This is a genomic window from Rhodoligotrophos defluvii (genome assembly GCF_005281615.1).
Classification (GTDB): Bacteria; Pseudomonadota; Alphaproteobacteria; order Rhizobiales; family Im1; genus Rhodoligotrophos; species Rhodoligotrophos defluvii.
Map to the genome: position 1 here is coordinate 808546 of NZ_SZZM01000001.1, position 23463 is coordinate 832008.

The 23463-nt window shown below is 65.0% G+C and carries 26 protein-coding genes and 1 tRNA gene; 9 read left to right on the forward strand and 18 right to left on the reverse strand.

The genetic code is table 11. The annotated features are described in order from the left end of the window. Positions 1-56 precede the first annotated feature (56 nt). Positions 57-1235 (reverse strand): CDP-alcohol phosphatidyltransferase family protein, encoded by a 1179-nt coding sequence (locus E4P09_RS03865; RefSeq protein ID WP_170984219.1) that lies wholly within the window; start codon positions 1233-1235, stop codon positions 57-59. 266 nt (positions 1236-1501) lie between these two features. On the opposite strand from E4P09_RS03865, the gene E4P09_RS03870 reads away from it, so the two are divergent. After that, entirely contained in the window at positions 1502-1768 is a 267-nt protein-coding gene (locus tag E4P09_RS03870) for a hypothetical protein (RefSeq protein WP_137388239.1), read from the forward strand. 35 nt (positions 1769-1803) lie between these two features. Here E4P09_RS03870 and E4P09_RS26175 read toward each other — a convergent pair whose 3' ends face one another. The 8 genes from E4P09_RS26175 to E4P09_RS03905 form a co-directional block, all read right to left on the reverse strand. Then, complete coding sequence (locus E4P09_RS26175) at positions 1804-2175, reverse strand: hypothetical protein (protein ID WP_205042002.1); 372 nt, start codon at positions 2173-2175, stop codon at positions 1804-1806. 17 nt (positions 2176-2192) lie between these two features. Beyond that, a complete protein-coding gene (locus E4P09_RS26180; RefSeq protein ID WP_205042003.1) occupies positions 2193-2555 on the reverse strand; it encodes a hypothetical protein in 363 nt (120 codons plus the stop codon). Further along, positions 2552-3475, reverse strand: a complete 924-nt coding sequence (locus tag E4P09_RS03880; protein WP_137388240.1) for a YihY/virulence factor BrkB family protein — start codon at positions 3473-3475, stop codon at positions 2552-2554. Before E4P09_RS03880 ends, E4P09_RS26180 begins: the two co-directional genes overlap by 4 nt. Before the next feature lie 54 nt (positions 3476-3529). Beyond that, complete coding sequence (locus tag E4P09_RS03885; protein ID WP_239025014.1) at positions 3530-4312, reverse strand: tellurite resistance TerB family protein; 783 nt, start codon at positions 4310-4312, stop codon at positions 3530-3532. 68 nt (positions 4313-4380) lie between these two features. Beyond that, on the reverse strand, positions 4381-5196 hold the full coding sequence (locus E4P09_RS03890) for a beta-keto acid cleavage family enzyme (RefSeq protein WP_137388241.1): 816 nt from the start codon (positions 5194-5196) through the stop codon (positions 4381-4383). A gap of 72 nt (positions 5197-5268) precedes the next feature. After that, entirely contained in the window at positions 5269-5631 is a 363-nt protein-coding gene (locus E4P09_RS03895) for a hypothetical protein (RefSeq protein ID WP_137388242.1), read from the reverse strand. Positions 5632-5943: 312 nt separating this feature from the next. After that, positions 5944-7146, reverse strand: coding sequence for a multidrug effflux MFS transporter (locus tag E4P09_RS03900; RefSeq protein ID WP_137388243.1), 1203 nt, complete (start codon positions 7144-7146; stop codon positions 5944-5946). A 280-nt stretch (positions 7147-7426) separates the two neighbouring features. After that, positions 7427-7502 (reverse strand) — tRNA-Ala (locus tag E4P09_RS03905). Between the two features lie 143 nt (positions 7503-7645). Here E4P09_RS03905 and E4P09_RS03910 point away from each other — a divergent pair. Then, positions 7646-7936: a YggT family protein gene (locus E4P09_RS03910; protein ID WP_137388244.1), complete on the forward strand. Its 291-nt coding sequence runs from the start codon at positions 7646-7648 to the stop codon at positions 7934-7936. A 44-nt stretch (positions 7937-7980) separates the two neighbouring features. Beyond that, entirely contained in the window at positions 7981-8283 is a 303-nt protein-coding gene (locus E4P09_RS03915; RefSeq protein ID WP_275406454.1) for a DUF167 domain-containing protein, read from the forward strand. Here the strand turns inward: E4P09_RS03915 and ppa are convergent. Then, the gene (gene ppa, locus E4P09_RS03920) at positions 8280-8825 is read right to left on the reverse strand and encodes an inorganic diphosphatase (RefSeq protein WP_137388245.1); all 546 of its coding nucleotides are present in this window, start codon (positions 8823-8825) and stop codon (positions 8280-8282) included. The two genes, E4P09_RS03915 and ppa, sit on opposite strands and share 4 nt — an antisense overlap. A gap of 192 nt (positions 8826-9017) precedes the next feature. Continuing rightward, positions 9018-10115, reverse strand: coding sequence for an NADH:flavin oxidoreductase/NADH oxidase (locus E4P09_RS03925; RefSeq protein ID WP_137388246.1), 1098 nt, complete (start codon positions 10113-10115; stop codon positions 9018-9020). A gap of 268 nt (positions 10116-10383) precedes the next feature. Between E4P09_RS03925 and E4P09_RS03930 the strand changes: the two genes are divergently transcribed. After that, positions 10384-11613 (forward strand): aromatic ring-hydroxylating oxygenase subunit alpha, encoded by a 1230-nt coding sequence (locus E4P09_RS03930; RefSeq protein WP_137388247.1) that lies wholly within the window; start codon positions 10384-10386, stop codon positions 11611-11613. A gap of 28 nt (positions 11614-11641) precedes the next feature. Next, positions 11642-12598, forward strand: coding sequence for an agmatinase (gene speB, locus E4P09_RS03935; RefSeq protein ID WP_137388248.1), 957 nt, complete (start codon positions 11642-11644; stop codon positions 12596-12598). Here the strand turns inward: speB and E4P09_RS03940 are convergent, their stop codons facing one another. The 3 genes from E4P09_RS03940 to htpX form a co-directional block, all read right to left on the reverse strand. After that, positions 12599-12955 (reverse strand): winged helix-turn-helix domain-containing protein, encoded by a 357-nt coding sequence (locus E4P09_RS03940; protein WP_137388249.1) that lies wholly within the window; start codon positions 12953-12955, stop codon positions 12599-12601. Positions 12956-12958: 3 nt separating this feature from the next. Then, positions 12959-14317 (reverse strand): RsmB/NOP family class I SAM-dependent RNA methyltransferase, encoded by a 1359-nt coding sequence (locus E4P09_RS03945; protein ID WP_137388250.1) that lies wholly within the window; start codon positions 14315-14317, stop codon positions 12959-12961. A gap of 63 nt (positions 14318-14380) precedes the next feature. Continuing rightward, positions 14381-15337, reverse strand: a complete 957-nt coding sequence (gene htpX, locus E4P09_RS03950; protein ID WP_137388251.1) for a zinc metalloprotease HtpX — start codon at positions 15335-15337, stop codon at positions 14381-14383. 113 nt (positions 15338-15450) lie between these two features. Between htpX and E4P09_RS03955 the strand changes: the two genes are divergently transcribed. Together E4P09_RS03955 and E4P09_RS03960 are read left to right on the forward strand one after the other, a co-directional pair. Continuing rightward, positions 15451-15651: a DUF1674 domain-containing protein gene (locus E4P09_RS03955; protein WP_137388252.1), complete on the forward strand. Its 201-nt coding sequence runs from the start codon at positions 15451-15453 to the stop codon at positions 15649-15651. Between the two features lie 108 nt (positions 15652-15759). Next, positions 15760-17703, forward strand: a complete 1944-nt coding sequence (locus E4P09_RS03960; protein ID WP_137388253.1) for a GGDEF domain-containing protein — start codon at positions 15760-15762, stop codon at positions 17701-17703. On the opposite strand, the gene phaR is transcribed toward E4P09_RS03960, so the two are convergent. Then, complete coding sequence (gene phaR, locus E4P09_RS03965; protein WP_137388254.1) at positions 17700-18329, reverse strand: polyhydroxyalkanoate synthesis repressor PhaR; 630 nt, start codon at positions 18327-18329, stop codon at positions 17700-17702. The genes E4P09_RS03960 and phaR overlap by 4 nt on opposite strands. A gap of 257 nt (positions 18330-18586) precedes the next feature. Here phaR and E4P09_RS03970 point away from each other — a divergent pair, with 257 nt between their 5' ends. Together E4P09_RS03970 and phbB are read left to right on the forward strand one after the other, a co-directional pair. After that, on the forward strand, positions 18587-19771 hold the full coding sequence (locus tag E4P09_RS03970; protein WP_137388255.1) for an acetyl-CoA C-acetyltransferase: 1185 nt from the start codon (positions 18587-18589) through the stop codon (positions 19769-19771). Positions 19772-19865: 94 nt separating this feature from the next. Next, complete coding sequence (gene phbB, locus E4P09_RS03975) at positions 19866-20594, forward strand: acetoacetyl-CoA reductase (protein WP_137388256.1); 729 nt, start codon at positions 19866-19868, stop codon at positions 20592-20594. A gap of 216 nt (positions 20595-20810) precedes the next feature. Here phbB and modC read toward each other — a convergent pair whose 3' ends face one another. The 3 genes from modC to modA are packed head-to-tail and all read right to left on the reverse strand — an operon-like array spanning position 20811 to position 23375. Next, complete coding sequence (gene modC, locus E4P09_RS03980) at positions 20811-21905, reverse strand: molybdenum ABC transporter ATP-binding protein (protein ID WP_137388257.1); 1095 nt, start codon at positions 21903-21905, stop codon at positions 20811-20813. Then, positions 21902-22594: a molybdate ABC transporter permease subunit gene (gene modB / locus E4P09_RS03985; protein WP_137388258.1), complete on the reverse strand. Its 693-nt coding sequence runs from the start codon at positions 22592-22594 to the stop codon at positions 21902-21904. The genes modC and modB overlap by 4 nt, the downstream gene beginning before the upstream one ends. Before the next feature lie 4 nt (positions 22595-22598). Continuing rightward, positions 22599-23375 carry a molybdate ABC transporter substrate-binding protein gene (gene modA / locus E4P09_RS03990; protein ID WP_137388259.1) on the reverse strand — a complete coding sequence of 259 codons (777 nt, stop codon included), beginning with the start codon at positions 23373-23375 and terminating at the stop codon, positions 22599-22601. Positions 23376-23463: the final 88 nt, after the last annotated feature.

The following is a 23463-nucleotide window of genomic DNA, read 5'->3' on the forward strand; positions in this document are numbered from 1 at the left end:
CCGTGCCGACCCGAGTCGGCACGGCCCCCGTATTTTCAGTATCATGATCTCACCCCTCAGGCGCCCTCTTCCAGCCAGCTGCGGATGGGGGCGCCCTTCCGGTGCTCGCCGAGCGCATAGACATAACGCGCCACATGCACCGACAGGCTCAAATAGATCCACACCAGCATCGCGGCATAGGCGACTGAGGGTCCGGCCAGCAGCGTGACGGCCGTCAGGATGACCACGTTCGGGTTGCGCCGGGCCGTGAACAGCCGAAACCTCGAATCGAACGACCGCCACACATGGATCTTGAGGCCGAACGTCGAGATGAAGGCCTGCTCCACCAGCTTGCCCGTCACATGGCCGATGAGCACCGCCGCCAACATGGCAGTCGACCCGCCGGGCGCAGCCCCCGCAAGCCCTACCCACCAAGCGAGCCACCACAGGGGCGGAGCGATGAGGTCCACCCCATGGTCGAACATATTCCCCCATTTGCTCGAGGTGGCGGTCACCCGGGCGAGCTTGCCGTCCACCGTGTCGAGCAACGCCATGAGCCAGGCGCAGACCAGGCCGGAAAGGAACGCGCCCTGCCAGAACAGCACCAGAGCGGCCACGGCGAAGGCCAAGCTCACCAGCGTGACTTGATTCGGACTGACGCCGAGACGGGTGCAAAGCCGTACGCAATGAAACGCGATGTCCGGCCAAAGATATTTCGTCACCACGTCGGTCACGCCCTTGTAGGAGGCGTCGAACAGGTCGCGTTCGATGCGTGGCGCGGCCGCCGGCGTCGCCTGCGCCGCATAGGCCTCCTGCCGCTTGCGCAGCTGTGCGTTGTGCGATCCGGCCAGCTGCACCGCGGTCGCGGGGATGAAGCCGCTCCGGTCGGGTAAGGTCTCCATTTCCAGCAGCATCGCGGCGTGCGGCACCTCGGCACCATTGCAGCACAGGGCAAGAGGCAGGCCCTCGGGCAGCACCAGCGCGGTTCCCGGCGCAACCGCCAGGGCGGCGATCACCGCATCGTCCATAACCGCATCGGACCGGAACAACAGCACCGACTCACCTGCCGCGGCCGCCGGGGGTGAATCGGTGACGGCGATCCCCTGCCGGAGCAGCTGCCGGCGCAGCCGCTCAGCCGGCGAAACATGCCAGAGGGTGACAGCATTCCGGCCCACGAAGCAGGCATATCGTGCCGGCCCACCCGGCTTCAGCGCACCACCCATGTCCAGATCAGGCCTGTTCTCGGCTGCCATCATTCTCCCCTGCTGAGCGATTCCACCCCGCCGATAGGCAATGTTTCGCATTGGATAGGCTCTTCGCCGTGCTGATGCAACAGTGGGGAAGAAATCAGAACTTATGCAAGCTGTGCGTGTGGCAGTTGGTGACACCCTCGGAATTACAACTGATAGTTGCGCATCCCTCTACACGCGTGTACCCTCATCACCCGAATCGCAGGCGGTGGAGCCGGAGCAAATTCCATTCGCTCTGAAGCGAATACCTCACAGCAAGCCGAAGGAAGGTCATGAACTGGTCGTTGCCGAAAAAACTGTTGGCCATAGGGGGTGGCGCAGGAGGCGCAGCATTGCTCGTTGGTGCTGGCGTCGGCCTTGCTTGGCTGCTTCAACCCGTCACTGAAGCCTTTGCTGCCAAAGTGACGAAGGATGCGATCTCGGACGGCTTCAATACACTCAATAAAGACCTGTATTACCTCCACAAGGATCTCGACAACATCCATCAGGACCTGGCGGCCCTACATCACGACCTTCAAACCACCGATCTCTTGCAGTAATTGCGCATTTCCGGCCTGGAGCCCGATCGGGGCGTTCAGGCCGCCTCGGCGGCGACCACATAGTCGGCGCCGTGGCGAAGCCCGCCCGCAGTTGCATTCAAAGCCAGAGCCCGCTTGCGCAGATCCTCCACATGCTGCTGCAGCGTGCCTGCAAGCGCTCTGTCCGCCAGGCGCGCGATACGCCGGGCGCACATGTTGAGCTGCTCGTTCACGAACCGCTCGCCATAGCGGATGTTGAAGGACTTGACGTCCAGCACCCGGAAACCCGCGCGTTCCAGATGGGCGACCACCCAGTCCGCAGGGTATTCCCGGTACGGTCGCTCGCCGGCCAGCAGCAGGCAGGCATCGCGCAATCGCCCGATCTCGCAGACGATCTGCCCGGCCGCCGTCGTCGCTGGATAAGGCACGTAAGGCTCGAGGCCGATCACATAGAGCCGGCGCCCGACCAGGGGACGCAGCCGTTCGAACAGCGTGTACTGGGCATAGGGCGCGAAGCCGCACCCAGCAGATAGTCCGCAAGCACCGTCTCGAAGACTTCGCCGGCCAATAGACCCGGATCGGTCCAGTTGCCGAGCACGAGACGGTCCTGCGGCCGCAGCCTCTCACCGACGGCCAACTGCACCTTCTCAACCATGCTGGGTGCGCCGGTGACGCCCGTCCATCGTATCGTCTGGAGGCCGCTGACCCAGCGCGCCGACGCCGGCCCGGTGCCCGCATCCAGCAGGGAGCCCCAGGGTCGGCCTGCCTGCAGTGCCTCCACATAGCGAAACAGGAGCGAGGTCGTCATGTTGCCTGCCGCGCCTCGGCGGCAAGCTTCTCCCGCACTTTCCGCCGCAATCGCATCATGCGGTTGAGCTCCCCGCCGAAGATCAGCACAAGCGCCCCGAGATAGATGAAGAACAAGGCGGCGATAATGCCGGCCAGCCCGGCATAGGTGCTGGCGAACTGGCTGAAATTGGCCAGATACATGGAGTAGACCACCGCCAGAACGAGCCAGACGACCACGGTGAACACGATGCCCAGCCAGAGGTCGCGCAAATGCCGCCAGGTGGCCGGCAGCACCACATGTGCGATCGTCAGGCCGAAGGTGAGCAGCACCACCGCGAAGGGATAGCGTAGCATGTCATAGATCTGCGGCCATCGGTCGAGGTCGGGCACGTAGCGGACCAGCAACGCCTTGATGATCGGCGCCAGCACGACGAGAAAGGCCACCGCGAGCATCATCAGCGCGCCACCCATCACGAACAGGATATTCTGTGTGAACAGAACGAAGGCGGAACGGTGCTCGATGAGACCATAGGCCCGGTTGAGCGCGACGCGCACGCTGTCCACCCCGCCTGAGGCAGACCAGATGGTCAGCAGGATGCCGATGCTGAGCGCGCCGCGGCGCTGCTCGGTGAGCACGGACCGGATCTCCGGCACCAGCGGTTCCACCAGCTGCGGCGGTGCCACACTGAGCAGGTAGTCGATCAGCGCCGATGCCAGATGGGCGTCGCCGATAAAGCCGGCGATAGCGGTGAGCACCACCAGAAAGGGGAAAATCGCCAGGATCATGCGAAAGGCGATATTCCCCGCCAGCGGAATCGCCGCATCATCCCACAGCCGCCAGAAGGCGGTGAAGAATATGGTCCAGAACGGCTTGAGTGTGCCATCCCTGCGGGTTGGCGAGTCGCCAAAGAGATACCCGTATTTGCCGCCCTGCGCCATGCCGTCGCGTCACCTCAAAGACATGGCCGATGCGCCCGGATTCTCGCGTCGGTGTCAAGCCTGCTCGGTTGCTGCAGCAATCTCGGCCTCGATGTGGGCCACCAGCCCGGGATCGAGCTGCAAGCGCCGCGCGAGCTGGTCGAGATAGGCCTTCTCCGCCGGGTGATCGGGATCAATGGCCAGCAGCGATGCGGCATAGATCTCCACCGCCTGCTCCGGTGACTTGGCGCTGGCCACAACCGCATCCAGGTTCAGGGGGCGGCGCAACTCGTCCATGACGAAGGCCTTTTCCTCCGTGCCCAACCCCAGCGTGTCCATATGCCCGAACAGCCGCTGCTGCTCCTCGGCGTCAATGTGCCCATCCGCCTTGGCAGCAGCGATCATGGCGCGCAGTACCGCCATGCTGAGCTCGCTTCGGGCGGCCGCATCGGAAGGTGGCGGCAGAAAGCCCGTGCCCTCCGCGCTGGTGACAGCCCTGGCCATGGCGGTGGCGTCCGCGCCGGCCGGAGCGTTAGCCGGCTGCGGCTGGGGCGCAGCACGCTGCTGCGCCTGCCAATCCTGGTAGGCCTTGTAGGCGATGCCGCCCAGCGCCGCGAGGCCGCCATAGACCAGCGCGTTGGACGCAAGCTTCCGGCCCTTTTTCGAGCCGAGCAGCAGCCCGATGACGCCGCTGGCCAGCACGCCGCTGCCAAGCCCGCCCAATCCGCCCCCGGACTTGCCCGACTTGCCGAGCTGATCCAGCCCGGGAATCCGTCCGGCCAGGCCGCCGCCCTTGCCACCCAGGAACTGCTCCAACAACTTCTGCGGATCGAGCATTGCACCGTCCCTTCTGCTCATGATTTAGAACTGCCGCACATATAGGGCCTCGCGGCAGCGCTTCCATCAGCACATGCAAGACGTGGCCGCTAAAGCAACACGGAACGGGCATGCGCACCTGTCGCAGGCGTCCGGCCAAGCTGACGCATCACATCCCGCAGGCGTGCAACCAGCGCCGCATTGTCCGGCGCGACGCCGCCATCGGGGAAGGCGAAACCGTTTTCGAAGCCGATGCGCACATGCCCGCCCATCAGCGCTGCGGAATACAGCACGTCATAGCCTGAAGGGCCAAAGGCGCAGGCCATCCATGACACCGGCCTCAGCTCGGCCGAAAGGAAGCCGATCAGGGCGCGCGCATCCGAAGGCTCGCTGCCGGCATAGCGGCCGACCACGTACAGCACCCGCGGCCGTGGCTCGGGCACGATGCCCCGGCGAATGGCGGCATTCAAGGCGGCCACATCGTCCGTGTCGTAAAGGATATATTGGAGCGCCACGCCCTCCCGCGCACACCAGGCGAACAGCTCCGCCCGCTCCGCATCCGACAGCTCCGGCCGGGCAATCTCTCGCCAGGCCATCGAAGCGGCCCGCGGCCGCGCAGCCTGCAGGAAGGCCATCTGCTCGCGAGCGGAATACCGGCCGAACGCCTCGGTAGTGGTCTGCACCACCGCGGCATCGCCCACCACCGCCGTGATCTTCGCCTCGAGCGCGCGCGCCGCCTCGGCATCGAGGACGTGGGCACCCGAGCCATCCCGCACATGCACGTGCAGCATGCTCGCGCCTTCCGCCACGCAGGCCGCGCACGTTTCGACAATCTCTTCCGTGGTGATTGGCAGGCGCGGATGGTCGGCCTTGCCTGCACGGGCGCCATTCGGCGCAACCGCAAGGATGACGGGAGGCGGCGGCATCAAGGCAGCTCCGCAAAGGCGGGTTGACACAATCCGCCTTCTTACGGTCCCGCCATCCCTGCCGCAAGCCGCTTACGAGACAGGAGCGCCTGTCCGCGGCGGATGTGACGGCACCTGGCCTGCCGGCACCATCGGCACCTGGAAGCTGTTGGGATACTCGTTGATGGCACCGGTGGCCGCATCGACCCCGAGCCCTATGACGCCGCCAAACACCAGATTGCCGGCGGTCCATGCCTCGAAGCTGGACGGGATCACCGCAATGGCGGTCTCATAGCCCGGCGCGTTGCACTCGACCCTGATGTCATCCTTGCTGCGGGCCACCGTAGCCACGCCCGGCGTGACCACTTTCCAGCGCCCTTGGGAACTTGACAGGTCGCACTCCGCGCCGACTACGGGAGGTGACGAAATGGCGATCGACTGGGTTGTCCCGTTCATGATCGACGCACAGCCGCCCAAAACCGGGCCCAACGCAATGAGCCCCCCCACCAACAGTACTCTCATACAAGCCCCCATGCAGAGCACCGCAGCCTCAGGCCTCGGCCGCTCCTTCTCTCATCTTGCTGACTGGAAGAACTAGCCCCCTGGGCAGAAACATATCCGGCAATTTAACAAGTTATCAACCAAGATTTTTCAAACCGCAGAAGCAAAGAGCCAGGCAAAGAGATGATCCGAACGCGGATGAAAATTAAAACGGCTATTTAGATGGAAAAGCAGGATTTAATTCCGCCGTGGATCCGTCAAAAATGATCAGTGTACAATCATCGACTTCGGGAGGGGACGATATGTCAAGGTCTTGACCACGCAGGCCAGCCCCAGCACCGAGATGACCAGGGCCAGGGGCATCGGGCCCAGATGCACCGTATGTCCGATCAGCACGCCGACCACGGCACCGAAGGCCATCTGCAGAAAGCCCATGAGCGAGGAGGCGGCACCCGCCCGCTCCGGAAACGGTGTGATGGCCCCGGCCATCGACTGGGGCAAGGTCAAGCCGACGCCGACCATATAGATCGTGATGGGCAGCAGCAGGTGCCAGAACACCCCCGGCTGGATCTGGATCAGCACCACCATGAGCAGCCCCCCAGCAGCGAGAAAAGCCGTGCCGATCCGGATCACGGCCCTCAAGCCCAACCGCGTCCCGAAGCGTGCGCCGAGAAGGCTGCCGCACACATAGCCGCCCACCGCGGTCGAGAAGGAGAAGCTGAACCCGATCGTGCTGAGGGCGTAATAGCTCTGCAGGATGAACGAAGCGCCCGAGATGAACGCGAACAGCCCGCCATAGCAGAGGCAAACCAGGACGACGAAGTGCCGGAACATCGGGCTCTGGAGCAATACGCCGAAGGAACGGCTCATGTCGGACAGGGTCGCTGCTCTCCTGCGGCTCGCCGCCAATGTTTCCGGCAGCATGAAATAGACAGCGCCAAGCGTGCACAATGCGAGCACGGCGATGACCGCGAACACCGCGCGCCAGCCCAACATCGGGGCGATGATGCCGCCAAGGATCGGCGCCACTGCCGGCACGATCCCCATGAGCGCGCCCATGAGGCTGAGAACGCGGCCGGCCTGCTCGGCGCTATAGAGGTCGCGCACAATGGCCCGCGCGATCACGATGGCGGCGCAGGCCGAGACCGCCTGCCCGAAGCGGGCGAGAATCAAGAGCTCGATGGTGCTGGCCAGCATGCAGCCCGCCGAGGTGACGGCGAACAGCGCCAACCCGCTCAGCAGCACCGGACGGCGGCCGAATCGGTCCGATAGCGGGCCGTAAATAATCTGCCCCACCGCAAAACCGATCAGGAAGACGCTGAGCGTGAGCTGAACCTGCGCCGCACTGGCGCTCAACGCATCGGCAATCGTCGGCAGCGACGGCAGATACATGTCCGTCGACAGCGGGCCCATGGCGGTCAGGCACGCGAGAAGAGCCGTCATTGCCCCGGTGCCGGGTCGCAGTTTCATGAACGCCCTACCCTCGCGCGAGCGGTAACGGCGGCACAGCGCCGGGAAGCGCTGGCCGACGGGCTATGGTCCTCGCCCAGACTTGATTTGCAGCCGGAGCCGCTTTTTGCGCGCCGGTCAGGAGCAGCCCGTCGCAACCGTTGCTGGATGTTCGGATTATCCGGAAAGGTCAAGCGCTTTTACAGGGTGCGCCGGTAATGCAGCTTGCCGTTGCAGCCCTGCATCAGAATGAAACAGTTTGAGAGTGGTACTGAGACCGGCCGGCCATCCCTTGGCGGGGTGGTGGAGTCGAGGGGAATCGAACCCCTGACCTCGTCATTGCGAACGACGCGCTCTCCCAACTGAGCTACGACCCCGGTCCGCCCGGTATCTAGGCGCCCGCTCCCGTCCCTGTCAAGCGGCTGGCCCGCGACAAGTCTTGTCGCTGTGAGGCTTGCGCGCCCGGGACACGGGGGCTACATCTCCCTCGGCAGTGTCGCGGGAAAATTTGGAACCGACGATGAACCCCTTCTTGTGGCTGATCATCACGATCATCAATATTTACATTTGGATCATTATCGCGGGCGCGATTCTGAGCTGGCTATTCGCCTTCAACATTGTGAACCCGCGCAACAGCTTCGTTCGTCAGATCGCCTATTCGATCGATGCCTTGACGGAGCCGGTGCTTGGTCCCGTGCGCCGCTTGCTCCCCAGTCTTGGCGGCATCGACATCTCGCCGCTGATCGTGATCGTCGGGCTGCTCTTCCTGGAGCGGCTGGTGGTCTACATCTTCACCGGTGCGAGCTACTGAGCGGCGCCGATAAACCTTACCGCCGCATCCCAAACGGCATTGCCATCGCGGTCCGCGTAACCCCGAGGGCCGCCGTCGACGGCATAACGGGAATTTGGCAGGCCGCCGATACCGCAGGCGCATCCTGCGCCCTGCAGGTGAAGGTTCATGCCCAACCCGAAGACGGCAAGGCCAATGCAGCCGTGATCTCGGTGCTGGCTAAGGCGCTCGAGCTGCCCAAGTCGCACCTCACCCTCACCGCAGGACACAAGGAGCGTCTCAAGACAGTTATCGCCAAGGGCGACACCGCCGCCCTGGAGCATGCCCTTCAGGAGATAGTCCGGCGCGCGGCAGCAAGCGTGGATTAGGCGATGACCTTCGCCGTGACCTTCGCCGTTTCGATCGCCTTGGCGATCAGTGCCTCGGCCTCTTCCGCGTCACCGAAGCCCACCACCTTGACCCACTTGCTACCCTCGAGATCCTTGTAGTGCTCGAAGAAATGGGCGATCTGCTGCAGCAAGATATCCGGTAAATCCTGGTAGCTGTGCACCTTGTCGTACATGGCCGTCAGCCGGCGCGACGGCACGGCGATGATCTTCTCGTCCTCCCCGGCCTCGTCACGCATGTGCAAAACGCCCACCGGCCGGCAGGCGAGCACCGCACCGGGCACGATTGACCGGCGATTGGCAACCAGCACGTCGACGGGGTCGCCGTCATCCGACAGCGTATGGGGGATGAAGCCGTAGTTTCCGGGATAGCGCATCGAGGTATACAGGAACCGATCCACGAATAAGGCACCGGACTCCTTATCCATTTCATATTTGATCGGCTCACCCCCGAGCGGGATCTCCACGACGACGTTCACTTCCTTGGGCGGATTCACTCCGATGGCAATCTTATCGAGGCGCATTGGTCCACTTTTCCGGCGGCTGATTGTGCGCCGCAAAAGAGCGGAACTTTGCGATCTTTTCAAGGCCCCTCGTGCGGATGCGTGGAAAAGCCGACCAGCGTGGCTGCCGGACCCTGCACTGCGCACGACGGGGCCCCACCGCCACTCGGCGAGCCGCGCCAGCTCCGCTTGAGTAGGGGTGGTGCCGGGAAATCACTCCGGCCAGCGCGGCCAGCTCTTCGCGCTGGCGCGGGCATATTGGATGGGCCAGGTGAGCGGTTGGCCCAATGCTTCGCCGGCGCGCCACGGCCAGCGCGGGTCGGCGAGCATCGCGCGGGCAAGCGCCACCCAATCAGCCTTTCCGGAGGTGATAATTTCTTCCGCCTGGTGAGGTGAAGTAATCAGCCCCACCGCCCGCACCGGAATATTTACACTGCGCTTCACTTCTGCCGCGAACGGCACCTGGTAATTGGGGCCGATCGCGATGGCCTGGCGCGAGTCGAGCCCTCCACTGGTCACGTCCACAAACGCGGCACCGCGGTCTTCAAGCGCCCGGGCATAAGCCGCGCCATCGGCCGGAGTCGCCCCGCCCTCCACCCAATCGGAGCCGCTGATGCGGGCGCCCACCGCCATGCCGGCCGGCGCGGCCTTGCGCACCGCCTCGAACACGCGCAGCGGAAACCGCATGCGGTTTTCCAGCGAGCCGCCATAGGCGTCTTCCCGCACATTGCTCAGGGGCGAGAAAAACTGGTGGAGGAGATAGCCATGCGCGGAATGCAGTTCGATCACGTCGAAGCCGATACGCACGGCCCGGTGGGTGGCCTCCACAAACGCCTGCTCGACCCGGTCGAGGTCGGCCTCGGTCATCGCAACGGGCGTGTGCCAGTCGGGGCTGAACGGCAGAGCGGAGGCGGAATACGTGGTCCAAGCGCCCTCTTCCGGGCTCAAGGCATGCCCGCCCTGCCATGGCACATGGGTCGAAGCCTTGCGCCCTGCATGGGCCAGCTGGATGGCCAACTTCGCCTCGGGCGCCACCTTGCGCACCCGCGCGATCACGTCACCGAGCGCGGCTTCATTGTCGTCGGAATAAAGGCCAAGGCAGTGCAGGGTGATCCGCCCGGCCGCCTCCACCCCCGTCGCTTCCACGGTAATGAGCGCCGCCCCAGACAAGGCCAGCGACCCGAGATGGACCACGTGCCAGTCGGTGGCATTGCCGTCCACGGCGCTGTACTGGCACATGGGGGCGACGGCGATGCGGTTCTTGAGCTCGAGCGGGCCGAGGCTGATCGGCGTAAGAAGGTTGTTCGACATGTCTACCGTAAGTGTCTGATGAGAAGCCATCGCGGCGGGAGCCAGCGCGAGATGGGTGCACCGGCGTGCTGAATGTAATCCCAAAACCGAAACTGTCACGGCTCCAGTGCTTTAGGCAAGCAACACGGTTTCGTTACGGCATCGCACGCCAGCGGGTGTCGTAAAATGCTCAAAATGCGTCGTATTTCATCCAAGCGCGCCATGGGCTGTGGTTAGATTAATTCAACACTGCTCGCGCGAGCCGGAGCAGCGAGGTTTGGAGAAGCACATGCACGCGCTCCCCTTAACACAGCCGTCGCAACCAGCCGACTGGATCGACAGGCTCATCGCCGAGCACAGGCCGGGCTATGGTCTCGCCCGCCCCTTCTACATGGACCCGGCCATTTTCGAGCGCGACATGGAACGGCTGATCCGCCGCCACTGGCACTGCCTCGGCCACGAGAGCATCATCCCCAACCCGGGTGACTTCGAACTGTTCAAGCTCGAGAACGAGGCGATCATCCTCACCCGCGGCATGGACGGAGTCATCCACGCCATGCTGAACGTGTGTCGTCACCGTGGCGCCGAGGTCTGCACGAAGCCGAAGGGCAACGCCAAGGTGTTCGTCTGCCCCTACCACGCCTGGACCTATGCCAATGACGGCACTCTGCGCGCCGCCCGGTTGATGCCCAAGGATTTCGACCGGCACGCCCATGGGCTTAAGAAGCTCCATGTGCGTGTCGCCGAGGGCCTGATCTTCATCTCCTTCGCGGAAAGGCCGCTCGACTTCGACCCCATCGCCCAGGCCCTGCGCGCCAGCTGCGGGCAATATGGCTGGGCGGAGGCCAAAGTCGCCCACCGCGAGACCTATGAGCTGGAGGCCAACTGGAAGCTGGCGGTCGAAAACTACGTCGAGTGCTACCACTGCGGGCCGGCACACCCGGAATATTCACAGACGCACGCTCTGGAGCAGCCGGCCGAAATGATCGCTGAGCTGAACGCCAAGATGGAGCAGCGCACCTGCGCCCTCGGCATCGACATCATCAGCAAGGACCAGTGGCAGACCTCAGAGAACGGCCAGGAGGCGATCCACACCTTCCGCTATGCCCTTTACGATGGCGTCGCTACCGGCAGCGAGGATGGCAAGCCGCTCGCCCCGCTCATGGGCCGTTTCACCGCCTATGACGGCGGCGTGACGTCGATCCACCTGGGCGGCACCAGCTTTCTCGTCTGCTATGCCGACCACGGCATGATCTACCGCTTCATCCCGCGATCGGTCGACCGCTGCGACATGGAGCTCGTCTGGCTCGTGCGCAGGGATGCGACCGAAGGCGTGGACTATGATCTCGACAAGCTGACCTGGCTGTGGAAGGTCACCACGGAAGAGGACAAGAAGATCATCGAGCACACCGCGCGCGGCGTGAAATCCCACTATTTCGAGCCGGGCCCGATCGCGCCCATGGAGTATAACGAGCTGCGCTACATCAACTGGTATCTCGAGGAGCTTGCCCGGGCCTGACAGCCCGCGCGCTCAGAGGGGAGAGCTCATGACCGTATCCGACGCCTTCAAGCCGATCGACTCGTCCCTAACGCCCCGCTATGCGGAAATCGCCACGTTCATGCGCGCGGCACGGACCGATATTGCGCCACCGCTGGAGATTGCCCTGGCTGGCGTGCCGCTCGATCTCGGCGCCAGCTATCGCTCCGGTTCGCGCCAGGGGCCATCGGGCGTGCGCGAAGCCTCGCGCCTCATCCGCCAGGTCAACCCCACCACCAGCGTGGCGCCCTACCGGCTGTGCAACATTGGCGACGTGGGCGACGCGCCGACCCATCCCCTGAGCGTCGAGCGCAGCGTCGATCTCATCCAGCAGTTCTTCGAGCGGATCCACGCCGCCGGCGCCTGGCCCATTGCCATGGGCGGCGACCACACCGTTCCACTTCCGATCCTGCGCGCCATCGCCAAAGGGCGGCCGCTGGGGCTCATTCAGATCGACTCCCATGCGGACACCTTCGATGTGTTCATGGGCACCAAGATCAACCACGCCACCTTCGTGCGCCGGGCGGTCGAGGAAGGCCTGCTCGACCCCAAGCGCATCATCCAGATCGGCCTGCGCGGCACGCGCTATGGCGACGACGACATCGTCTTCGGCGATCAGGCTGGCATCCGCATGGTCAGCATGGATGAGTACGAGGAGCTGGGCCGCACCGGCATCATCCAGGAGATCCGCCGGGTGGTGGGCGACGGTGAGACCTATATCACCATCGACATCGATGGCCTCGACCCCAAGGACGCACCGGGCACCGGCGTGCCCGAGCCCGGCGGCATCATGATGCGCGACCTGCAGATGATCCTCCGGTCGCTCACCGGCCTGAATGTGGTCGGCGCCGATATTTGCGAGGTCGTGCCATCGCTCGATCCCAGCGGCATCACCTGCATCAATGCTGCCAACCTGATGTTCGAGCTCACCTGTCTCGCCGCGGTGGCCCGCAGCAAGCGGCGCTGATCAGCCCCCCTTTGAGCTTAGCAGCTGGCGCAGCGCGGCCATGGCCTCCGCCGCACCGGCCTCCGCCTGATCCGATGCCCGGTCGAAGAGCACGACCACCTTCTCGCCCAGAGGGGTCAGGCGGGCACCGCCCCGCGCATGCCCGCCCGAAAAGGTCTCCACCAGCGACTCCCCGCAGATCTTGTTGATCTCGTCGAGCAGCAGCCAGGCCCGTCGATAGGACATGCCCATGGACCGGGCCGCCGCCGCAATCGAGTGATGCTCGGCCACCCGCTTGAGCAGAGTGATCTTGCCCGGGCCGATTTCACCCCCTGCCAGACGGATCTTGATCCAGAGCTTCGGTGCGGGATCTGACATCGTCTAATGCCGCACCAGCCGGCAGGCATAGAAGCCATCGAGCCCACGGATCCCCCGCTCTTCATCCAGCATTATGCTGGGCAGCGTGCGCAGGTCGCCCGCCGGTGTAATCGCGCGGGCGAGCCCACCGATCTCCTCCGGCTGGATGGGCAAACGTTCAACTGGTAGGCCTTCGTCCAGCGCCGCCTCGACCCGCGCCTCGCCCTCCTCCGGCTCCAGCGAGCAGGTGCAATAGACGATGATCCCGCCCGGCTTGGTCAGTGCAACGGCCTGCCGCAACAGCCGGTCCTGTAGCGCGCTCAACGCGGTCAGCTGTTCCGCGGTCTTGGTGTAGGGGATATCCGGATGCCGCCGAATGGTGCCGGTGGCAGAACAGGGCGCATCGAGCAGCACGGCGTCCGCGGGTTGCTCGGTGCTGAACGCTGTCGCATCGGCGCACACCACCTCGGCAGCAAGGCCGGTTCGGGCCAGATTGTCTCTCACCCGGGCCAAGCGAGGCTCCGAAAGATCGACCGCAGTGACATGCGCCCCGGCCGCAGCGAGCTGCAGTGTCTTGCCGCCCGGCGCGGCGCACAGATCGATGACCCGCTTGCCGCCAACATCGCCGAGCAACCGGGCAGGCAGCGCCGCTGCCGCGTCCTGCACCCACCATTCGCCGGCAGCATATCCCTCGAGCGCCTCCACCCGGCCATGGTGTTCGGTCAGCCGCACAGTGCCGGTGGGCAGGGCAGTCCCGCCGAGCCGGTCCGCCAAAGAGGCCGCATCGCCGTCGCGCGGGGTCAGGTCCAGCGGCGGCTCCTGTATATGGGCCTCGGCGATGGCGCGGGTCTCCGCCTCGCCATAGTGACCCAGCCATCGGTTCCATAGCCAGTCCGGCGTGTTCAGCCTGGCATCATCCTGCGATGCAAGCAGGGCCGGGCCCTCGCGGGACATCCGCCGCAGCACCGCATTGGCAAGCCCCTTGAGATGGTTGATCGGGCGCGACTGGCCGATCAGGGTCACCGCCGTATCGATGGCTGCATGGTGCGCCACACGCATGAACAGCAGCTGAGCGGCCGCGACCAGCAAGAGGGGCTGGAGGAGGTCGTAATGTTTCGGCCGGCCGCGGGTAAGAAACCGATCGACCAGAGCGTCGATCTGCCCTTTGCGCCGGAGCGCTGTGGCAACGATCGCCCGCAACAAGGCGCGGTCACGCCCGTTGAGCGACGCGGCACGCCGCTCCAGGCTCTCGTTCAGCAGATCATCCAGCGGCTGCTGCTTGAAGAGGACTGCACCCAACAGCCTGGCGGCCTCGCTGCGAATGAGGAGGCCGCCCTTGTCAGGCTCTGCTGCGGTCGCGCTGCGGCGGTTCGGGCTTGGCATCCACAGTGTCTAGATCGGCGGAGCGCCGAGTTCAACGCGCACGCATGCCCCAGCGGTCGAACTTCAACTCCACGGGCCACGACGGCGGCTGCCGCCCCAAGGGCCGCCCCCTGTCCAGGGGCTGCCGGCCGCGGCAGGGCTCGGCCGGCCGGCAAACCGGCCCACAGCGCCGGTGCCCATCTGAGCCGCCAATTCCTGCAGGGCCGCGATCCTGTTCTCCGTGCTCGGGTGGGTGGAGAACAGGTTGTCCATGCGCGCGCCCGACAGCGGATTGATGATGAACATATGTGCCGTCGCCGGGTGGGTCTCAGCCTCCATGTTCGGAACGCGGTGCGCGGCGCTCTGGATCTTCGCCAAAGCAGAGGCGAGCCACATCGGCTGCCCGCAGATCTCGGCGCCAGCCCGGTCCGCCGCGTATTCGCGCGTGCGGCTGATGGCCATCTGCACCAGCATCGCGGCCAGCGGCGCCACGATCATCATCACCAGCGTGCCGAAAATACCGAACGGGTTGTCGCGGTCGCGGCTGCCGCCGAAGAACATGGCGAAATTGGCGAGCATGGAGATGGCACCGGCAAAGGTCGCCGTGATCGTCATGATCAGCGTGTCATGGTTGCGGATATGGGCGAGCTCATGCGCCATCACCCCGGCGATTTCCTCGCGCGACAGGCTCTGCAGCAGCCCTGTCGAGGCCGCCACCGCCGCATTCTGTGGGTTGCGCCCGGTGGCGAAGGCATTGGGCTGCGCATTGTCGATCACATAAACCCGCGGCATGGGCAGGCCGGCGCGCTGAGCGAGCTCTCTGACGATGCCGTAATATTCGGGGGCGCTGCGCTCGTCGACCTCATGGGCGCCGTACATGCGCAGAACCATCTTGTCGGAATTCCAATAGGTGAACGCATTCATCGCCAAGGCCACGAGCAAGGCGATCCACATGCCGTGCTGGCCGCCGATCATGGCACCGATACCCATGAACAGCGCCGTCATCCCGGCAAGCAATATGGCAGTCTTCAGATAGTTCATGGCGATGGCTCACCCGACATTCACAATTCCTTGCAGCGGCGCGGCTTGAGGCCGCCGGCAGCGCTCGTATATGTTGGTTGTCCGGCGAAAAACGGCAAGGATCTGGGAACGGAATGGAACAGGGATCGGAGCCTCGAGACAAGCGCGACCTGCCGCCCGCTGCGCGACGCGCGCTGGCCGAAGCCGCCGAGCGGCGGGCGCAGGCCGAGCGCATCCCGGCGCCGCCGCGGCCCAAGGAGGTGAACGGCCCGCAGGGACCGGAGCCGACCCGTTACGGCGACTGGGAATCGAAGGGCATCGCCAGCGATTTCTGACGACAGTCCTGTCCGACGCGTTTTCTTAAGAAATTCATCCTAGTCCTCGATTGCCGAACCCGTATATCATCAGCCTCTGCTGTTTGCCGGGTGCGTGGGGACCAGCCATTGGCGGAATACAGGGACAGATCAGGCGATCCGGCCGGCTCGCCGCCCAGCGCCTTTGATGGCGCGGCGGCCGCGCACACATCCGCCGACAGCTCGGAACTGGCAAGCCGCGGCTATCTCGAACTCGCCACCATGGCGGCCGGCTGCGCCGCCTATCACTGGGACATCCGCAAGGACATCCTGAGTTGGAGCGCCAATGCCGCGGCAATTCTCGGCGTCGAACCCCACCTGCTGGCGAGCAACCGGTCCTATGCCAGCCTGATCGCCCGCGATGGGGCGACCGGCCGCTATGATGCGGTGCACCTGTCTGTCGAGCCGGACGAAGGGGCGGGCGTCGCCTTCCAGACTGAATACCGCCTTCGCCAGAAGGCGCAGGGCTCGCCCATCGTGTGGGTCGAGGATTGCGGCAGGTGGTTCGCCGGGCTCGACGGCCGTCCGGCTGATGTGTTCGGCGTCGTGCGTGTCGTCGATCAACGCCGGCGCCAGGAAGAGCGGCTGCGCTACCTGAGCGCCCACGACTCGCTCACCGGCCTCATGAACCGCGAGCTGGTGGTGGAGAAGCTGAGCGCCGCGCTCGACCGCGCCAAGATCAGTTCGGAGCCGGCCGCTCTGCTGCTTCTGTCCATCGACAATCTGCAGGCTATTAACGAAGCCTTCGGTACCGACGTGGCCGACAGCGTCATCCGGCGCATCGGCCGCCTGCTCGCGCGGGTGATGCGAGCCGGCGACCATCTCGGCCGGTTCGCCGGCAACAAGCTCGCTTTCGTCCTGCAGCACTGTTCTGCCGACGAAATGCGCGTCGCCAGCGAGCGTTTTCTCGACGCTGTGCGCGAGACGGTGATCCCCACGCCTTTTGGCCCCGTCTGGGCCACCGTGTCCATCGGGGGCGTCGCCTTGCATGCCGGCATCACCACGGCCAAGCAGGCGCTCAACACGGCCGAGCATGCGCTTTCCCGCGCGCGGGCCCAAACATCCGGCCGCTTCTTTGCTGGTGACCTCCCCCAGGAATGGCCTGGCCTGCACCGGCAGAACATGGAGCAGGCCGCCGTCATCCTGCGCGCGTTGCAAGAAGACAAGATCGTGTTGGGCTGCCATCCGATCATGCGTCCGGCCACTGCCGCCGTGGTCATGCACGACATCAGGCCGCACATCCTGGGCAGCCCCCTTCCCTTCGCATCACCGACCACCGACTTCATCGGCACATGCCGGAGGCTGGGGCTGGCGAGCCTCATAGAGGTGCATCTCGTTCGCCTCGCCTTGGGGTTGCTGCGGATCGACCCGGCGCTGACCCTGAGCGTGCCTTTGTCGCTGTCCACCATCGAGATGCCGCGGGCGCGAGCGCAGATCCTGCAGGAGATCGAGCGGGCAGCCGGATTGGCACCGCGGCTTCTGGTCGACACGCCCCTTTCGGGCATCGTGGCCGCCACAGCCCCAGCCCGCGCCTTCTTGGCCGAGGTTCGGGCGCGCAAGGCGCGGGTTGCGCTGAGCGGCTTCGGCGTGGACGGCTTGCCTCTCTTCCGCACCACCGATGATTTTCCGGGCGAGTTCGTGCGGGTCGACGGCACGCTCCTGCGCGAGGCGAGCGCATCGACCATGGGCAGGGCCCGCCTGAACACCGCCCTCGAGATCGTGCGCAGCTATGGCGCGGAGATCATCGCGCTCGATCTCGACCCGGATGCGGATGTGCCCCGCATCATTGACTATGGCATCGATCTCGTGCGTGTCCGTCCGAGAGCAGACCGGTTCCACCCGGCGGCTCCGCCACAATCGGCCGCGGTCATGACGCCCGATGCTGCCATTGCGCCTTTGCGTAAGGACGTGGTGCGGCTGCGTGCGGCGCTGGCGGAACTCAACAGCCGTCTCGCATTGAAGGCCGACCTCGTCGGCGGGAACAGTGAACGAGCCTCGGGCTCCGCAGGGGCTTTGAAGGGGTCCTCGCCCTAGCGCTTGAGCTTGGCCAAGGCATCGATCTGGCGCTGCATGGCGCTGAGCTGCTCCTTCAGCTGCCGCATTTCCTCGGCCGCCTGGTCTCGCTGCTCCTGCTGCTCGGGACGTCGCTCCTGCGGCCGCGCCTCCTCCTCGCCCGCGGACTGGGCGCCTGCCAGCACGGCGAAAGGATTGAACATCGACAATGCCTTCTCGAACATCGCGATATTGTGGCGCGTCTGCTCCTCCATCATCTTGAAGGGGTCGCCACCCAGCGCCTGGGCGAATTGGTTGCGCAGCCTTTCCTGCTCCCGCGAGAGCGCCTCGATGCTGAACTCGAGATAGCGCGGCACCAGCGACTGCATGTTGTCGCCGTAGTAGCGGATGAGCTGGCGCAGGAAGCGGATGGGCAACAGGTTCTGCTCGCCCTTGTTCTCTTCTTCGAAGATGATTTGCGTGAGCACCGATCGCGTGATGTCTTCGCCGGTCTTGGCGTCATAGACGGCGAACTCGAGGCCCTGCTTCACCATATCCGCCAAATCGTCGAGGGTCACGTAGGAGCTGGTGGCCGTGTTGTAGAGCCTCCTATTCGCGTATTTCTTGATGGTGATGGGCTTTTCATTAGGCCTTGCGTCCTGATCCACGAGGCACGATCCTTCTTTACCGTGGGATGCGTGGCGCGCTCCCTATTCCGCCATGAAGCAACCGCTGTTAGTTTCGCAGGGCACAATGCCTGTGTGCAAGGGCAAACACAGATATGCCTTGGTGACCACTCGGCCAGCTTGCATTCGCGCCATCTTTGTCGCAATGGGAGAGTAGCTATTGCTCATATGGATAGCATGGGGATGTTCCCCGCCCGGCCCGCGACGGCTGACGCCTATGTTTCATAAGGAGGTTTTTCATGTCTGATCAAGAGCACGTGGTCATTGTCGCAGCGCAGCGAACACCGGTTGGCGCCTTCAACGGGTCCTTCGCCGCTGTTCCCGCTCATGAGCTGGGGGCCGTGGCGATCCGGGCCGCATTGGACAGGGCCGGCGTCGCCGCGGAGGAGGTTGACGAAGTGATCATGGGCCAGGTGCTCACGGCCGCCGCGGGGCAGAACCCGGCCCGTCAGGCAGCCGTTGCGGCGGGCGTGCCGAAAGATGCCACCGCTTGGGTGGTCAACCAGGTCTGTGGCTCGGGCCTGCGCTCGGTGGCTTTGGGCATGCAGCAGATCATGACCGGTGACGCCCAGATCATCGTCGCCGGCGGCCAGGAGAACATGTCCCTCAGCCCCCATGCTGCCCATCTGCGCGTCGGCCACAAGATGGGCGACTATCAGATGATCGACACCATGATCAAGGACGGCTTGTGGGACGCCTTTCATGGCTACCACATGGGCAACACTGCGGAAAATGTCGCAAACCAGTGGCAGATTACCCGCGAGATGCAGGACACGTTCGCAGTCGCGTCACAGAACAAGGCCGAGGCTGCCCAGAAGGCCGGGCGCTTCAAGGACGAGATCGCGCCGGTGACGGTGAAGGAGCGCAAGGGCGAGCGGGTGGTGGCCGACGACGAATACATCCGCCACGGCGCAAGCCTGGAGGCCATGCAGAAGCTGCGGCCGGCCTTCGTCAAGGACGGCACGGTGACCGCCGGCAACGCCTCAGGCATAAATGACGGCGCCGCCGCCCTGGTGCTGATGAGCGCCGCCGAGGCGAACCGCCGCGGACTGGAGCCGCTGGCCCGCATCGCCTCCTGGGCCACCGCAGGGGTCGACCCCCAGGTGATGGGCTCGGGCCCCATTCCCGCCTCGCGCAAGGCTCTGGCCAAGGCCGGCTGGAACCCGTCTGAGCTCGATGTCATTGAGGCCAACGAGGCCTTTGCCGCCCAGGCTTGTGCCGTGAACAAGGACATGGGCTGGGATACCGGGAGGGTGAACGTGAACGGCGGCTCGATCGCCATCGGCCATCCGATCGGAGCATCGGGCGCTCGCATCCTGACCACGCTGCTGCATCAGATGAAACGGAGCGATGCCAAAAAGGGCCTTGCCACCTTGTGCATCGGCGGCGGTATGGGAATAGCCATGTGCGTCGAGCGGAATTGACGCGCGACAGACAATCGTTGCGGGCACCGGCCTGATACCTGCCGGAAGAGCAGGCCAGGCCATCCCGCGAGCTTTGGGGTAGGGAGCATAGTCGATGGGTAGAGTGGCAGTTGTGACCGGGGGAACCCGCGGTATTGGGGCATGCATCTCGAAGGCCCTGCACGAGGAGGGCTATGCGGTTGCCGCCGTCTATTGCGGCAATGACGAGAAGGCGAAGGCCTTCCGCGACGAGACGGGTATCGCGGTCTACAAGTGGAATGTCGGCAATCCCGAGGAATGCGCGGCCGGCATCCGCGATGTCGAGGCGGACCTGGGGCCCATCTGCACCCTGGTCAACAATGCGGGCATCACCCGCGATGGCATGCTGCACAAGATGAGCTACGAGCAGTGGTCGGAAGTGATGCGGGTCAATCTGGATTCCATGTTCAACATGACCCGGCCGCTGATCGAGCCCATGCGCGAGCGCAATTTTGGCCGCATCATCAACATCTCGTCCATCAACGGCCAGAAGGGCCAGATGGGGCAGACCAATTATTCGGCGGCGAAGGCCGGCGTCATCGGCTTCACCAAGGCGCTGGCGCAGGAGACCGCCCGTAAGGGCATCACGGTCAACTGCATCTGTCCCGGCTATGTGGATACCGACATGGTCGCGGCCGTGCCGCCGAAGGTGCTGGAGGGCATCATTGCCTCCATCCCCGTCGGCCGGCTCGGCACCGGCCCGGAAATCGCCGACATGGTCTGCTTTCTCGCACGGGAGAGCGCCGGCTTCACCACCGGAGCGGTGATCGCGGTCAATGGCGGCCAATATATCGCGAACGGCTGAGCTGAGAGGATGATCCCGAACCGAAGATCCACAAAGCAAAAGGTGGATGCCGGAAAGATCATGCTCCATCGATCCGCTAAACGTCATGCCCTGGCTTGACCAGGGCATTCAGGGCCACGCGGCGCGGCCTCTCCCATCTGGCCCCTGGACCGCCGCGTCGGAGCCCGGCGGTGACGCAAATTTGGCATTGGCTCTAGATTGCGCTGCTCGCTAACTCTAAGGCTCGGCCGGCGGACTGCGGTCGATGATCACCGTCTTGAAGATCGCATAGACGGCCTGCCCCTCGGCGAGGCCCAGGCGGCTGCACGAATAGGCGGTGATGCGAGCGAAAAGCCGGGTGCCGCCGCAGTCCAGTGAGAGCTCCACCTCGTCACCATCGCCCCGCAAGCTGGTGATGGTGGCGGGGAGCACGTTGTTGGCGCTGATCTCGCCGGCTATGGCAGCGCGCGAGACGAGAATGTCGCGCGCCCTGATGCGGACGCGCAATTCGGTCCCGACCGGCCTGCTCACCAGGGGAGCCGTGATGATGCCGCCGCTGAAGCTGAGCCTGCTCACCCCGAACGCCGGCAAGTGCTCCAAGACGGTCGCGCGAATCACCGCGCCCGCGTCAGCCTTGCCGGCCAGAGCCTGCATGTCGTCGCGGCTCAAAACCGCGTCGATATCGCCGAAGGCGGTGACCCGGCCGTGGTCGAACACGGCAATCGAATCGGCAAGCCGGGTGACCTCGTCGAGCGAATGGGTCACATAGACCATAGGCAGCGCCAGATGGTCGCGCAGCCGCTCGAGATAACGGAGGATCTCTTCCCGGCGGGCCGCGTCCAGCGCGGTCAGCGGCTCGTCCAGCAGCAGCAGCCTTGGCGCGGCGAGCAGGGCGCGGCCGATGGCGACGCGCTGCCGCTCGCCGCCGGAAAGCTTGCCAGGCCGACGGTCCAAAAGCGGCGCCAGGCCGAGCAGCGCGATCACCTCCTCGATCTCCACCTGACCCAGCGGACGGCCGGCCCGTTTCCAGCCGAACAGGAGGTTGCTGCGCACGGAAAGATGCGGGAACAGCCGCGCATCCTGGAATACATAGCCCACCCGCCGCGCGCGGGCTGGCACGGAAATCTGCCGGGCCGCATCGAAGACGGTTTCGCCGTTGAGGACGATGCGCCCGTGCCGCGGCGTGATCAGGCCGGCAATCGCGTTCACGGTTGTGGTCTTGCCGGAACCTGAGGGCCCGAACAGCGCGGTGACCCCCGCCTGCGGCACCTCGAACCGCGCCTCCAGCGAGAAGGTGCCGGCAGCATGCCCGATATCGACCTGCAGGCTCATCCGGCGAGATAGGCCTTGAGCCTTCGGGCGCTGAACTCGGCCAGGAACAGCCCTACCAGAGCCAGAATAATGGACAAGCCCGCCAGCCGCGCGGCCGCGGCCTCGCCCCCGGGGGTCTGGATCGCCGTGTAGATGGCGAGCGGAATGGTTCGGGTCTCGCCGGGAATATTGGAAACGAAGGTGATGATCGCGCCGAACTCCCCGAGGCTTGCGGCGAAGGCGGTAATGGCGCCGGCAATGATGCCCGGCAGGGCCAAAGGCAGAGTGATTGCGAACAGCCGGTCGAGCGGCCCTGCGCCCAGCGTCTCAGCTGCGGTCTCCAAGCCGTAGTCGACCGCCTCCAGCGACAACCTGATGGCCCGCAGCTGGAACGGGAAGGTCACGAGGGCGGCGGCGAGCGCAGCACCGGTCCAGCTGAACACGAAACGGATGCCGAATGTTTCCATGAGCCATGCGCCGAGCGGCGCCTTTGTCCCGAGCAGGACTAAAAGGAGGTAGCCCATGACCACCGGCGGCAGGATCAGCGGCAGGTGCAGCATGCCGTCCACGATCGTCTTGCCCGGGAAACGGCAGCGCGCCAGCACCAGGGCCGCCGCGATTGCGAACGGCAATGCGCAAGCCACCGCAACCACGGAGATCTTCAGGCTGAGCAGAAGGGCCTCGATTTCCGCTGAGGTCAGCACGCCCATTTGATCACTTCACCTTGAAGCCGAAGGTCCGGTAAATCTCCTGCGCCTTGGGGCCGGTGATGAAGGCGAAGGCCTGGCGCACCTCCGGCCTATCCTGTCCGCTCGCGATGGCAAAGGGGTAAGTGATGGGTGGGGTGACCTCGGCGGGAAAGGTGGCGAGCACCTTCACCTTGTCCGATTGCCGCGCATCCGTGGCATAGACGATGCCAAGCGGCGCCTCCCCTCGCTCCACCAGCGCAAGGGCGGCCCGCACATTGTCGGCACGCGCGAGCCGCGGCTCCACGGATCTCCACAAGCCGAGCTTCGTCAGCGCCTGCCTGGCATAGATCCCGGCCGGCACGTGATCGGGGTCTCCGACCGAAAGCCGCCCTTCAGGACCAAGCAGAGCCGGGAGGTCAAGCGCGGAGGAAAGCTCGACCGGCTGCTGCGCACTTGCTGCCGGCGCGACAAGCACCAGGCTGTTGCCGATGGGGCTGGTCCGGCTGCCCGCGACGATCATCTGGCGCTTGGCGAGATAGTCCATCCACTGCTCATCGGCCGAGGCGAAGATCTGCGCCGGGGCGCCAAGCTCGATCTGCCGCGCCAAGGTCGAGGACGAGGCGAAGGAGAAGCGCAGCGGCTGCCCTGTTTCGCGCGTATAGGCCTCGGCTGAGGTCTGCAGGGCATCGGTCAGACTTGCCGCTGCAAACACGGTCACTGCGCCGTCAGCCCGTGCATCTGAAGATGCGCCAGCGAGAGCCAGCCCCGCCAGCGTCAGCAACATGCCGAAAAACCGTCTCATCCAGCCTCCCCTGCCGCAGGTAAGCCGTAATATTCACTCGGATATAGCGGCGGAGTCAACGGCACGCAGCCTTGCTCAGTTTTGGCCG